This is a genomic window from Mycetocola sp. Y719, assembly GCF_056713205.1.
Map to the genome: position 1 here is coordinate 712277 of NZ_JBWYGY010000001.1, position 12788 is coordinate 725064.

Annotated in this window: 10 protein-coding genes; 2 read left to right on the forward strand and 8 right to left on the reverse strand. The window is 67.2% G+C overall.

The features are described 5' to 3' along the window. The first annotated feature begins 42 nt into the window (after positions 1-42). Entirely contained in the window at positions 43-474 is a 432-nt protein-coding gene (locus tag AC1M0F_RS03290) for a VOC family protein (RefSeq protein ID WP_480236767.1), read from the forward strand. Positions 475-495: 21 nt separating this feature from the next. On the opposite strand, the gene AC1M0F_RS03295 is transcribed toward AC1M0F_RS03290, so the two are convergent. From AC1M0F_RS03295 to gatC, 4 genes are all read right to left on the reverse strand, one after another. Further along, entirely contained in the window at positions 496-1089 is a 594-nt protein-coding gene (locus tag AC1M0F_RS03295) for a hypothetical protein (protein ID WP_480236768.1), read from the reverse strand. Positions 1090-1203: 114 nt separating this feature from the next. Next, on the reverse strand, positions 1204-2718 hold the full coding sequence (gatB, locus tag AC1M0F_RS03300; protein ID WP_480236769.1) for an Asp-tRNA(Asn)/Glu-tRNA(Gln) amidotransferase subunit GatB: 1515 nt from the start codon (positions 2716-2718) through the stop codon (positions 1204-1206). Then, positions 2718-4229: an Asp-tRNA(Asn)/Glu-tRNA(Gln) amidotransferase subunit GatA gene (gatA, locus tag AC1M0F_RS03305; protein ID WP_480236770.1), complete on the reverse strand. Its 1512-nt coding sequence runs from the start codon at positions 4227-4229 to the stop codon at positions 2718-2720. The genes gatB and gatA overlap by 1 nt, the downstream gene beginning before the upstream one ends. After that, on the reverse strand, positions 4229-4528 hold the full coding sequence (gene gatC / locus AC1M0F_RS03310; protein WP_480236771.1) for an Asp-tRNA(Asn)/Glu-tRNA(Gln) amidotransferase subunit GatC: 300 nt from the start codon (positions 4526-4528) through the stop codon (positions 4229-4231). The genes gatA and gatC overlap by 1 nt, the downstream gene beginning before the upstream one ends. A 109-nt stretch (positions 4529-4637) precedes the next feature. Here gatC and AC1M0F_RS03315 point away from each other — a divergent pair, with 109 nt between their 5' ends. Next, on the forward strand, positions 4638-6353 hold the full coding sequence (locus AC1M0F_RS03315) for a long-chain-fatty-acid--CoA ligase (RefSeq protein WP_480236772.1): 1716 nt from the start codon (positions 4638-4640) through the stop codon (positions 6351-6353). A gap of 103 nt (positions 6354-6456) precedes the next feature. On the opposite strand, the gene ligA is transcribed toward AC1M0F_RS03315, so the two are convergent. From ligA to AC1M0F_RS03335, 4 genes are all read right to left on the reverse strand, one after another. Beyond that, positions 6457-8778 carry an NAD-dependent DNA ligase LigA gene (gene ligA, locus AC1M0F_RS03320; RefSeq protein WP_480236773.1) on the reverse strand — a complete coding sequence of 774 codons (2322 nt, stop codon included), beginning with the start codon at positions 8776-8778 and terminating at the stop codon, positions 6457-6459. 53 nt (positions 8779-8831) lie between these two features. Next, a complete protein-coding gene (locus AC1M0F_RS03325) occupies positions 8832-10097 on the reverse strand; it encodes an MFS transporter (RefSeq protein ID WP_480236774.1) in 1266 nt (421 codons plus the stop codon). Between the two features lie 257 nt (positions 10098-10354). Continuing rightward, positions 10355-11479 carry a tRNA 2-thiouridine(34) synthase MnmA gene (mnmA, locus tag AC1M0F_RS03330; RefSeq protein ID WP_480236775.1) on the reverse strand — a complete coding sequence of 375 codons (1125 nt, stop codon included), beginning with the start codon at positions 11477-11479 and terminating at the stop codon, positions 10355-10357. Positions 11480-11524: 45 nt separating this feature from the next. Then, positions 11525-12745: a cysteine desulfurase family protein gene (locus AC1M0F_RS03335; protein WP_480236776.1), complete on the reverse strand. Its 1221-nt coding sequence runs from the start codon at positions 12743-12745 to the stop codon at positions 11525-11527. Between the last annotated feature and the right edge of the window lie 43 nt (positions 12746-12788).

Consider the following 12788-nt stretch of genomic DNA (forward strand, 5'->3'; position numbering starts at 1 on the left):
GATCTCTTGAAGTCGGCGTGCCTGGCCGACAGGCTGGACCACATGGACCCCACCATTCACTTCATCACGGTCGCAACGGGCAACCTTGACGCCGCCCGTTCGTTCTATCAACGCGGTCTCGGCTGGCGCCCGCTCGCGGATGTCCCTGGTGAGATCATCTTCTTCCAGACCGGTCCGTCGCTCGTTCTCGGGCTGTACGACAAGGCGGCTTTCGCCGCCGATCTCGGTCGCCCGGCCAGCGAGACGCGCATCGACGGGCTGACCCTGTCGCACAACGTCGAAAGCCCCGGCGCGGTCGACCGCACGGTGGAACGGATGCTGTCGGCGGGCGCCACCTTGATCTCATCGCCCCGCCACGCGGCATTCGGCGGTTATCACGGCCACGTCACCGACCCCAACGGTGTCGTCTGGGAGATCGCGCACAACCCCGGCTGGCACGTCGACGACGACGGGAAGGTGACGCTCGGCACGTGAGTCCCCCTGAGAAGGCCACTCTCAGACCAGGGCGATGACGACCGGTTTCAACCACTCGCGAAACGCTTCGGGATCGTCCCGGAGCGTCTCGCTGATAATCACGGTATCCGGTGCGACGACCCAGGCGCCCGAGCCGCGCACCGGAAGGACCTCGAGGTCGAGTCGGAACGATCCCGTCTGACGACGCAGTTCGAATTGACGCCGCTGCACCAGTTCGTAGGCGTCTGCCAGCGGATGGACCCGAGCGTCGACCGCACGCTGGTACTCCACGTGGCGTTCTTCTGCCCAGGCCATCGCCTGGGCGTAACAGTTGTAGACGAGCTCCTGCAGTTCGAGTGCCCGGTCGAACACCTCGAAGTGCGGCGGTCGCACCTGGCTGATGAACGGCCTCGTTGCACGCATAACGATGCCGGCCCACCAGCCGCGCCACTGCGCTGCCAGCTCGTTCCGGTCGAGGTCGGGCAGGTCCACCGGCTCGAGCGGAGGATCCACCGGCGGAATCTGCTCTTCGCAGATGTCGGTGAGTCCGCCGAGATCCCGGAAGGCGAGGGCGAGCAGCAGGTCCCAGGGACAATCCTCTGTGATCTGCCAACGAATCGAGCCCTCGACCAGCATGGCAGCATCGTACTGCCGAAAATCGGGTCACGGAAGTTCCCGTTTCGGCTCCCCGCGTACGCGGGGAGGTCGGATGTCCGCCGGATCAGACCCGGCGGACATCCGGCCATCGCATCAGCCTGCGGCTCGCTCCAGGACCAGTTCGCGAACGCGCGCGGCGTCCGCCTGGCCCTTCATGGCCTTCATGACGGCGCCGATCACGGCGCCTGCTGCCTGCACCTTGCCGTCGCGGATCTTCTCGAGCACGTCAGGCTGCGAGGCGAGCGCTTCGTCGATGGCTGCGATGAGCGCTCCGTCGTCGGACACGACGGCGAGCCCACGAGCGTCGACGACTTCCTGAGGCGAACCCTCACCGGCGATGACTCCCTCGAGCACCTGGCGGGCGAGTTTGTCGGTCAGTGTCCCGTCTTCGACGAGCACCGCGAGTGCTGCGACGTTTTCCGGGGAGACGAGCGAGGATGCTTCGACTCCGTTCACGTTCGCCACACGGCTGATCTCACCGGTCCACCACTTGCGGGCAGCTGCCGGTGTGGCTCCTGCCGCAACGGTCTCAGTGATCTCGACGAGCAGACCGCCGTTGACCACATCCTGGAACTCCAGGTCCGTGAAGCCCCAGTCCGACTTGAGTCGGCGACGGCGAGCCGCCGGCGGTTCAGGGAGGGCTGCGCGGAGTTCCTCGATGAGTTCGGCGCTCGGCTCGACCGGGAGCAGGTCTGGCTCGGGGAAGTACCGGTAGTCGTCAGCATCGCTCTTCGGCCGTCCGGCGCTCGTGCGGCCGGTGTCCTCGTGCCAGTGCCTGGTCTCCTGCGTGATCGTGCCGCCTGAGGCAAGGATGGCCGCCTGGCGCTGGATCTCGTAACGGATCGCACGCTCGACCGAACGCAACGAGTTCACGTTCTTCGTCTCGGTGCGGGTTCCGAGCGGCGCGGGAGGCTGACCCTCCGGCGTACGCGGACGGAGCGAGATGTTCGCGTCGCAACGCAGGTTGCCGCGCTCCATTTTGGCGTCGGAGATCCCCAGTGACACGACGATGTCGCGGATGGTGGACACGTACGCCTTGGCCAGTTCAGGAGCATCCGCTTCGGCTCCGTAGATGATGTCCGTGACGATCTCGACCAGGGGCACGCCAGCCCGGTTGTAATCGACCAGCGAGTATTCGGCACCCTGGATCCGCCCGGTTGAACCACCGACGTGCGTGAGCTTGCCGGCGTCCTCCTCCATGTGCGCGCGCTCGATGGACACGGTTACGAGGCGGCCGTTCGGGAGTTCGACGTCGACTGATCCGTCGAAGGCGATCGGCTCGTCGTACTGGGAGATCTGGTAGTTCTTCGCCAGGTCGGGGTAGAAGTAGTTCTTGCGTGCGAACCGCGACGACGGCGCGATCGAGCAGCCGAGGGCGAGGCCCAGGCTGATCGAATAGCGAACGGCCTGCTCGTTGACGACCGGCAGCGCGCCGGGCAGTCCGAGGCACACCGGTGTGACGTTGGTGTTGACGAGCGAACCGAATTCGTTCGGCGCATGCGAGAACATCTTGGTCTTCGTGTTGAGCTCGACATGCACCTCGAAGCCGAGCACCGGCTCGAACAGTTCGAGGGCCTTGTCGTAGTCCATCAGGGCGTCTTTTGCCATTATTTGCCTCCCAGTGCCGGAGCCTGCGAGATCAGCGTGTGACCCCACTGCTGCTCGAGCAGAGCTTCGATTGCCGCGCCGACGCGGTAGAGCCTGGCGTCCCCGCGGACCGGCGCCATGATCTGGATGCCGACCGGCAGCCCGTCTTCGGGGGCGAGCCCGATCGGGACGCTGATGCCGGGCACGCCAGCGAGGTTGGCAGGGATCGTGGCGATGTCGTTGAGGTACATGGCCATCGGGTCTTCGAGCTTCTCGCCGAACTTGAATGCCGTCGTGGGCGCGCTCGGGCTGACGAGGACGTCGACCTGTGCGAACGCCGCGTCGAAGTCGCGCTGGATCAGCGTGCGCACCTTCTGCGCGCTTCCGTAGTAGGCGTCGTAGTACCCGGCGCTGAGAGCGTAGGTGCCGAGGATGATCCGGCGCTTGACCTCTGGGCCGAACCCGGCCTCGCGCGTCGCGGCCATGACCTGCTCGACGGTTCCGCCACCCTCGGGCTGCACCCGCATACCGAACCGGACGGAGTCGAACTTCGCCAGGTTGGAGGAGGCTTCGGCCGGGAGGATCAGGTAATAGGCCGAGACGGCGTACTCGAAGTGCGGTGCGCTGACTTCGACGATCTCTGCGCCCTGCTTCTGCAGGAGGGCGACGGTTTCGTCGAACCGGCTCTGGACGCCGGCCTGGAAGCCTTCGCCGGAGAGTTCACGGACCACACCGACCTTGAGTCCTGTGAGCACGTCGCCGCGGGCACCTTCGCGAGCGGCATCCGCCATCGACGACCAGGTGTCCGTGAGAGACGTGGAGTCGAATGGGTCGTGCCCGCCGATGACGTCCTGCAGAAGACCGGCGTCGAGAACGGTCCTCGTCACCGGGCCGACCTGGTCGAGGCTCGAGGCCAGTGCGATCGCGCCGTAGCGGCTCACAGCACCGTAGGTCGGTTTGACGCCGACGGTGCCGGTTACGTGTGCCGGCTGACGGATGGATCCACCGGTGTCGCTCCCGAGAGCCAGCGGTGCTTCGAAAGCAGCGACGGCTGCGGCCGATCCGCCTCCTGAACCGCCGGGGATGCGGCCGAGGTCCCATGGGTTCCTGGTCGGTCCGTAGGCCGAGTGCTCCGTCGACGACCCCATGGCGAACTCGTCCATGTTGGTCTTGCCGATCGGGATGAGCCCTGCGGCACGCGACCTCGAGACGACCGTCGCGTCGAACGGCGACATGTATCCCTCGAGGATCTTGCTTCCGGAGGTGGACGGCATGTCGGTCGTGACGAGGACGTCCTTGACGGCGAGGGGCACGCCGGCCAGTGGGCCGAGTTCCTCACCGGCGGCGCGGCGTTCGTCGATGCGCCTGGCGGTACCGATGGCGTGGTCGGACACATGGAGGAACGCGTGCACGTCGGTGTCCACGGCCGTGATGCGGTCGAGGTGGGCCTGGGTGGCTTCGACGGCGCTGATCTCGCGGCTCTGTAGCTTCTGCGCGAGGTCGGCGGCGGTCAGACGGATGATGTCGCTCACTACTGCTCCTCCCCCAGGATCGCCGAGACCTTGAACCGGTTGTCGGCTTGCTCTGGCGCATTCTGAAGCGCCTGCTCGATCGTCAGCGTCTCGCCCACGACGTCGGGGCGGAAGACGTTCGACAGCGGAACGGGGTGGCTCGTCGCCGGAACGTCCGGGGTCGCCACCTGCTGCACCTTGGCGATGCTGTCGACGATCTGGTCAAGTTCGGTGGTGAGACTCGAGATCTCTTCTGGGGTGAGGGCAATACGGGCGAGGTTCGCCAGATGCGCCACCTGCTCCTCAGAAATTTCAGACATGGGACTCCGTCAGGTAAGTACTGGGGTGTCCTCCCATTCTATTGGGCGACGCACCGCCCGCCCGCCCGTGCGGCGCCGTGCTCAACGCTCCGCGATTAGAGTAAGGCGAGTGACCGACACCTCTCCGCGTCCCTGGCTGAACAATTACGCACCGAACGTGCCGCACGACATCCCCCGGCAGGATGGATGTCTGGGTGACCTCGTCGACGCGTCAGCAGAACACCACCCCTCGTTCGTCGCCCTCGAGTTCTTCGGCGCGACGACGACCTACCGCCAGCTCCAGCACGCGATCCACCGCGTGGCCGAGGGACTGCGCGAGCTCGGTGTATCCAAGGGCGACCCCGTCGCGATCGTCCTGCCGAACTGCCCGGAGCACATCGTCGCGTTCTACGCCGTGCTGCGTCTCGGCGCCGTCGTGGTCGAACACAACCCGCTGTACACGCCGCGTGAGCTGCGGCACCAGTTCGAAGACCACGGAGCGCGCGTCGCGATCGTCTGGAGCAAGGTCGTGTCGACCGTCCAGGATTTCCCGGAGGACATCGCGGTCGACTCCCTCATCTCCGTCGACATCACGAGGTCGATGCCCGCCGGTATGCGGCTGGCGCTCTCCCTCCCGGTGAAGAAGGCCCGCGAGTCGCGCGCTGCGCTCACCGCGAAGACGCACAACACCATCACCTGGTCGAAGCTCAGTTCGTCGCGGACGATCGACTCCTTCCATCCGCGTCCCGAGTCGACGGATGTGGCGATCATCCAGTACACGTCTGGCACGACTGGCGCCCCCAAGGGCGCCGTGCTCACCCACGCGAACCTGCTCGCGAACGCCGCCCAGGCGCGGGCCTGGACTCCCACGATCAAACACGCCGGGTGCACCGTGTACGCCGTCCTGCCAATGTTCCACGCTTACGGTCTGACGCTGTGTCTCACCTTCGCCATGAGCCTGGGCGCCCGCCTGGTGCTGTTCCCGAAGTTCGACCCTGACCTCGTCCTGGCTGCCGCGAAGAAGCATCCGCCGACCTTCCTGCCCGCCGTGCCGCCGATCGCCGAGCGCCTGCTCAGCAGGGCCACGGAGAAAGGCGTCTCGCTTCACGGTCTCGAGATCGGCATTTCGGGCGCGATGGCCCTTCCAGACGAACTCGTCGTTCCGTTTGAAAAGGCAACGGGCGGTTACCTCATCGAGGGTTACGGTCTGAGCGAATGTTCCCCAGTGCTGATGGCGAATCCGGTATCGGAGGGACGCAAGGCCGGCACGGTCGGGCTGCCGCTGCCGAGTACCGAGATCCGGATCGTCGACCCGGAGAATCCGACCGCAGACGTCGACCCGGGTGCCCCTGGAGAACTGATCGTCCGCGGCCCGCAGGTCTTCTCCGGGTACTACCGCAAGCCCGAGGAGACCAGCGCTGTGTTCGTCGACGGCGACTGGTTCCGCACCGGTGACATCGTGACGATGGATGCCGACGGGTTCGTCAGCGTCGTCGACCGGATCAAGGAACTGATCATCACCGGCGGATTCAATGTCGCGCCGACCGAGGTCGAGAACGCACTCCGCCAGCACCCGGCGATCCTGGACGTCGCCGTCGTCGGCATGCCGAGCGCCCACTCCGGTGAGGACGTCGTCGCCGCGGTCGTCCTGCGCGCCGGCGAGAAGCTGGACAGGGAGTCGATCCGCCAGTTCGCGCGAGACAACCTCACCGCGTACAAGGTGCCACGCCGCATCGTCGCCATCGACGAGCTGCCGACGTCGCTGATCGGAAAGGTCCTGCGCAAGCAGGTCCGCGAGCAGCTTCTCCAGAAGGAGACCGGCCGCCAGGCCGACATCGTACGCTGAGGGCGGTCGGCGCTCAGGCCGCGACCGAACGACCGTTTGAGGCAACTCGATCGCCTGAACGCCAATTACGGGTACCTCGGCACGACCGGGGTCGAACCTGAGGTCAGTCGGCGTCCGGATCTCCGGTCGAGTCGACGGCGCCGTCGAGCGCACTCGGGCCCTGGGTGACGAGCACGGCGAACTGTGCGGCATCGATGATCCGCAGCCCGAGCTCCTCGGCCTTTCCGAGCTTGGACCCTGCGCCGGGCCCGGCGGCGACGAAATCGGTTTTCTTCGACACGCTCGACGCTGCCTTGCCCCCTGCGGCGATGATCGCCTCCTGGGCGCCTTCACGGCTGTATCCCTCGAGTGAACCGGTGGCGACCACGGTGAGTCCGGCGAGAACCCCTCCTGCCTCCCCCGCTGCTCCTGGACCCGGGTGGCCCGGAGTCGAAAATTGCACTCCTGCTGCCGTCCACCGGTCGATGATCTCGCGGTGCCAGTCGATCTCGAACCAGTCGAGCACGGCATCCGCGATAATCCCGCCGACGCCGTCGGTCTCTGCCAGTTGCTCCCTGCTGGCTGCACGGATCGCATCGAGCGACCCGAAGTAGTCGGCCAGCGCTCGAGCAGCGACCGGTCCGACGTGACGGATGTTGAGTGAGACGAGGATGCGCCAGAGCGGTTTCGTCTTGGCCGACTGCAGGTTCTGCAGGAGTTCGACAGCGCCCTTCGACGGAACCGATCCCTCGTCGCCGAAGAACTCGGCGGCATCCGGGTCGAATGCGCCGTCTTTCTTGACATTCCTCTTGCGCCTGAACGGCGTGACGCGCTTGACCTGACCGTCGTCGGCGAGTTTGGCGAGTCCGGTCTCGATGTCGTAGACGGTGACCGTGACCGGGAAGAGGTCCTCGATGGTCAGGTCGAACAGCCGTGCCTCTGAGACGTCGCCGTTCTCGTCGGCGAGCGGTGCGGCCGACGGACCGAGGGGCTGGGTCAGCGCTGCGGCGGCGACCTCACCGAGACCCTCGATGTCGAGTGCTCCACGGGATCCGACGTGTTCGACTCGACCGCGCACCTGCGCAGGGCACGACCGGGAGTTCGGGCAGCGGAGATCCTTGTCGCCTTCCTTGGCCGGCCGAAGCGGGGTGCCGCAGGACGGGCAGTTCTCGGGCATGACGAACGCCCGCTCGGTGCCGTCACGGAGTTCGACGACGGGGCCGAGGATCTCGGGGATGACGTCGCCGGCCTTGCGCAGCACGACGGTGTCGCCGATGAGCACACCCTTCGCCTTCACGACGTCCTGGTTGTGAAGGGTGGCCTGGCTCACGGTCGATCCGGCGACACGGACAGGCTCGACCTGAGCGAACGGAGTGGCACGGCCCGTCCTGCCGACGCTGACGACGATGTCGAAAAGTTTCGTGTTCACCTGCTCTGGCGGGTACTTGAATGCCGTCGCCCAGCGGGGGGCGCGACTGGTTGCGCCGAGTTCGTCGTGCAGGGCGAGCTCGTCGACTTTGATCACGATGCCGTCGATCTCGTGCTCGACGCTCGCGCGGTTCTCGCCGTAGTGCTCGATGAATCCGATGACGCCGTCGATGCCGTCGAACACGCGGAAGTGGGTCGAGGTCGGCAGCCCCCACTCGGACAGGAGGCCGTAGACCTCCGATTGCGCCGAGACGGGAGGGTTCGGCCATGCGCCGATGCCGTGCACCAGCATCCGGAGCCTGCCGAGGCGGTTGTTCATCAACTGCAGCTGGGCCGCGTTCTTACTCTCGGCCTTCTGTCGGAGGCTGCCGCTCGCGGCATTGCGCGGGTTGGCGAAGACCTTCTCGCCCGCAGCGAGCTGAAGTTCGTTGAGTTCGCGGAAGGCCTCGACCGGGAAGAAGATCTCTCCCCTGACCTCGACGAGAGCGGGGTGCCCGGATCCGGCGAGCCTCGTCGGGATCGAGCGGATGGACGCGACGTTCTCGGTGACATCTTCGCCGACGACACCGTCACCCCGGGTGGCCGCGCTCACGAGGCGCCCGTTCTCGTACCGGAGGTTCACGGCGAGGCCGTCGATCTTCAACTCGGTGAGGTAGTGCACCGAGCGGGCGGAGGCGCGTTCGACGCGCTCGCTCCATCCGCGCAGCTCGTCGGCGGAGAAGACGTTGTCGAGGCTCAGCATCCGTTCGGCATGCGTGACCGGGTCGAACAGTGAGGCCTGGGCCCGACCTCCGACCGTCTGGGTGGGGCTGTCCTGCCCCTGCAGTTCGGGGAAGAAATGCTCGAGCAGTTCGAGCCGGTGCATCATGGCGTCGTAGTCGGCGTCTGAGACGAGGGAGGCGTCCTGCTCGTAATACGCGTCACGGAGTTCGAGGATCCGTGTCGTCAAGGCGGCGGCCTCAGCCGCGGCCTTCTCGAGGTCTTTCGGCGTGGTCTGCTGGTCGATGCTCTCTGTCACTCGCCCAGTCTAGGGAAAGCCACCGACACGGCGAGAGGGGTAGCGGCGGGCGGTCAGCGCACCGATCGGACGGGGATGATCGCGAGCGCCCCGAGGATGGCGGCGACTCCTGCGGCGACGAACAGCGCCGCGAATCCCCCTGACGCGGCTACGACGAACGCCCCGAGCAGCGGCGCGAACGCCTGAGGCACCGCCGTGGCGATGTTCATGATCCCGAGGTCCTTGCCGCGGTCCTCCTGCGCTGGGAGGACCTGCGTCGCGAGCGCCTGGTCGACGCAGAGGAAGCATCCGTAGCCGAGACCGAGCATCCCGGCCGCGACGAGCGCCGCGCTGAAGCTCGGTACGAACGCGAGGACGAGAGCGGCGAGGCCCTGCAGCGCCGCAGCGGCGAACACGAACGACTTCCGCCGTCCGAGCAGGTCGGACAGGCGCCCCAGGAACACGGCGGCGAGGATGACGAAGAGCATGTAGACGAGCGTGAGGAGGAGCAGGTCGTCCTCCGGTTCATCCACCCGCAGGCCGTACTGGAGGAAATAGAGCAGGAGGGTCGTACCGAGGGCGTTGCCGATGTTCACGAGGATCCGGCCGAGAAGCGTCCAGCCGAAGTCCGGGTGTGTACGCGGGTTGATCCAGAAGCCGGCGATGAACGCCGCAGGGGTGAGCGGTCGCCGTGACTCCCTGGGCAGCACCTCGTCGCGCAGGGCGATCAGGAACGGGAGCACGAGGAGCACGAGCGCGACGGAGACGACGAGGTAGCCGACGAGCTGGCCGAGCGACAGGAGTGTGACGAGGGCGACGCCGAGGATGATCCCGATCGCCTGCGGTGCGCTCATCCAGCCGGACACCGTCCCCCGCTGGTTCACAGGCACCTGGTCGGAGATCACGGCGGTGAGGGCTGCGGTGAGCATGCAGAAGCCGGTGAGCGCGAAGCACCAGGCTATGCCGACGGCCACGATGTCGGTCTGGAACCCGAGCAGGGCGAGGGACGCGGCGAAGACCACGGTCCCGGCTGCCATCCACGGCCGACGCCTACCGAAGCGGGAGGTCGTCCGGTCGGAGAGGGCGCCGGTGAGCGGGTAGGCGACCAGCGCGCAGAGTCCGGCGATACCGGAGATGATCCCGAAGGCAACGACGCTGTCGATCCAGTCGTCCGGATGGACGGCGGCGTCGACCTGCAACGGCAGCAGGAGCTGGATCGGCGTGAGCTGTGCCATCCAGATGCCGAGCCACGCTGCTGCGAACAGCGCGATCCAGCGCGCAGGAACGCGGGTGGTGGGTTCTGTGACCGGTGCGAGCGGTCCTTCGGTCGTCGTGGCCACGGGAGTCAAGATACCGCAGGCTCTGCCCGCGTGGGGCGGATGCGTCACCCCCTGTTCGCGTCCGCCGCTGCGCGTCGGCCTGCTCGTCGTGCCGTCGATGTCGGTCGATCGGGCCCGCATGCGGCCCGCGCCAGCGAATCACCACAAATCGCGGTCGACATCGGCGAGTCGCCACAACGTGCGGTCCACAGGTCCCCCGAACGTCCATTCGTGGCGAGTCAGGCGGATACCACCCGCGGCGCGACTCCGAATGGGCGTCAGGCGGTGGCCGGGACGGCGCTCACTGTGCGATCGATCGTGCACTGCCCGAGCACGCGCGTGCCGACGTAGACGACCGCGGTCTGGCCGGGTGCGACACCGTCGAGCGGCGTCTCCGGGCGGATCATCAGCTCGGGCTCGCCGGTCTCGGCGTGCGGCTGCACGACGGCGACCGCTGGGACAGGGTCGGCGTGGGCGCGGATCTGCACGTCGCAGTCGAAGGCGACGTCGGGGTGCTCAGGAGCAAGGCCGGCCCAGGTGAATCGTGAACCGGCGATCTCGGCGATGGCGAGCGCTTCCTTCGGCCCCACAACCACCTCATTGGTCTTCGGCCGGACCTCGAGCACGAACCGCGGGCGGCCGTCAGGGTCCGGAACGCCGAGGTTGAGCCCCCGACGCTGTCCGACGGTGAACGCCGCAGCACCCTCGTGTGATCCGACGACGGATCCGTCGCGGTCGAGGATCTCGCCCTTCTCGGCGCCGACCCGTTCAGCGAGCCAGCCGCGGGTGTCCCCGTCAGGAATGAAGCAGATGTCGTGGCTGTCCGGCTTGTTCGCCACGCTGAACCCGCGCGCTGCGGCCTCGGCACGGACCTCCGCCTTGGACGGCGTCGCGCCGAGGGGGAACATCGAGTGGGCGATCTGCTCAGAGGTGAGGACACCGAGCACGTAGCTCTGGTCCTTCGCCCACGCGCTCGCGCGGTGCAGTTCGCGGTTGCCGTCGGCATCCGTGACGATCGTCGCATAGTGGCCGGTGCAGACGGCGTCGAAGCCGAGGTCGATCGCCTTCTCGAGGAGCGCGGCGAACTTGATCTTCTCGTTGCAGCGCATGCACGGGTTCGGGGTACGGCCTGCGGCGTATTCGGCGATGAAGTCGTCGACGACGTCGAGCTTGAACCGTTCGGAGAAGTCCCAGACGTAGTAGGGGATGCCGATGATGTTGGCCGCGCGCTGGGCGTCCATCGAATCCTCGATCGTGCAGCAGCCGCGACTGCCTGTACGGAGCGTCCCTGGCATCCGACTGAGCGCGAGGTGCACGCCGACGACCTCGTGGCCTGCCTCGACGGCGCGCGCAGCGGCGACTGCGGAGTCGACGCCACCGGACATTGCTGCTAAAACCTTCACCGGAACAGTGTACGCGCCGGTTCCTGATCGCGCCCTGTTGCCCGGTCAGGCCCCGAGAGTGGTCTGCCGGTCGGCGAGCCCCGCCCGCGACGCCTGCGCGTATGCCGACGGAAGCGCAGACAGGAGCGCATCGATGTCTGCGTCCGTCGTCGTGTGGCCGAGAGTCACGCGGAGCGCGCCCCTCGCCTCCAGTTCGTTCCTGCCCATCGCCCTGAGCACGTGCGACGGTTCGGGGATCCCCGCCTGGCAGGCGGAGCCGGTGGAGACGGACACTCCGGCCATGTCCAGCAGGAACAGGAGCGAGTCCCCCTCGCAGCCGGCGAATGCGACGTGGACGTTGCCAGGCAGACGACCGGAACCAGAAGGTCCGTTGAGTCGCGCAGAGGGAACGGCAGAGAGGATGCCGTCGATGAGCCGGTCGCGCAGGGCGGACAGCCGGACGGCCTCGGCGGTCCGGGAAGCGGCAGCGTGCCTGGCTGCGACCGCGAACGACACGGCGCCGGCCACGTCCTGGGTACCTGACCGCACCTGCCGTTGCTGGCCGCCCCCGTGAAGCAACGGCTCCACGCTCGCCGAGCGGGAAAGAACGAGTGCGCCGACACCCACAGGCCCGCCGATCTTGTGCGCCGAGACGCTCATCGCGACAAGCCCCGCGCCCCCTACACTTCCGGATGCGGCGCGAACAGCGGCGAAGTCGGTGTCGAGATACCCATATGCAGCGACAGCGTCGAGGTGAACGGGGACGCCGTGCGCGGCAGCGAGCGCCGAGATCGCACTCACGGGCTGAATGCTGCCCACTTCGTTGTTCGCCCAGAGGAGGGTGATGAGCGCGACCCTGTCGCCGTAGCTCTCAAGCGCGCCGACCACGTCGTCCGGCCGGACCAGTCCGTCGTCATCGAGCGGGAGCCAGCCGATCTCGGCTCCCTCATGCTGTTCGAGCCATTCGAGGGTGTCGATCGTGGCGTGGTGCTCGCCGCCGGGAGCGAGGATCACCGGGCGGTCCGCAGCGCGGTTCCGCGACCACCAGATCCCCTTGAGGGCGAGGTTGACCGCTTCGGTTCCGCCGGAGGTGAGGACCACTTCGATCGGGTCGCAGCCGACCGTCAGAGCGATCTGCTCGCGTGCCTCCTCCAGCATCCGTTTGGCGGCCTGCCCCTGGGAGTGGATCGATGCCGGATTGCCGACGACACCGAGCGCGTCGGCGTATGCGGCGATGGCTTCGGGGAGCATCGGCGTCGTCGCCGCATGGTCAAGATAGACGACCATCCCGCTCTCCTTCCGCCGGTACGCGCACGTGGTACGCACTCAC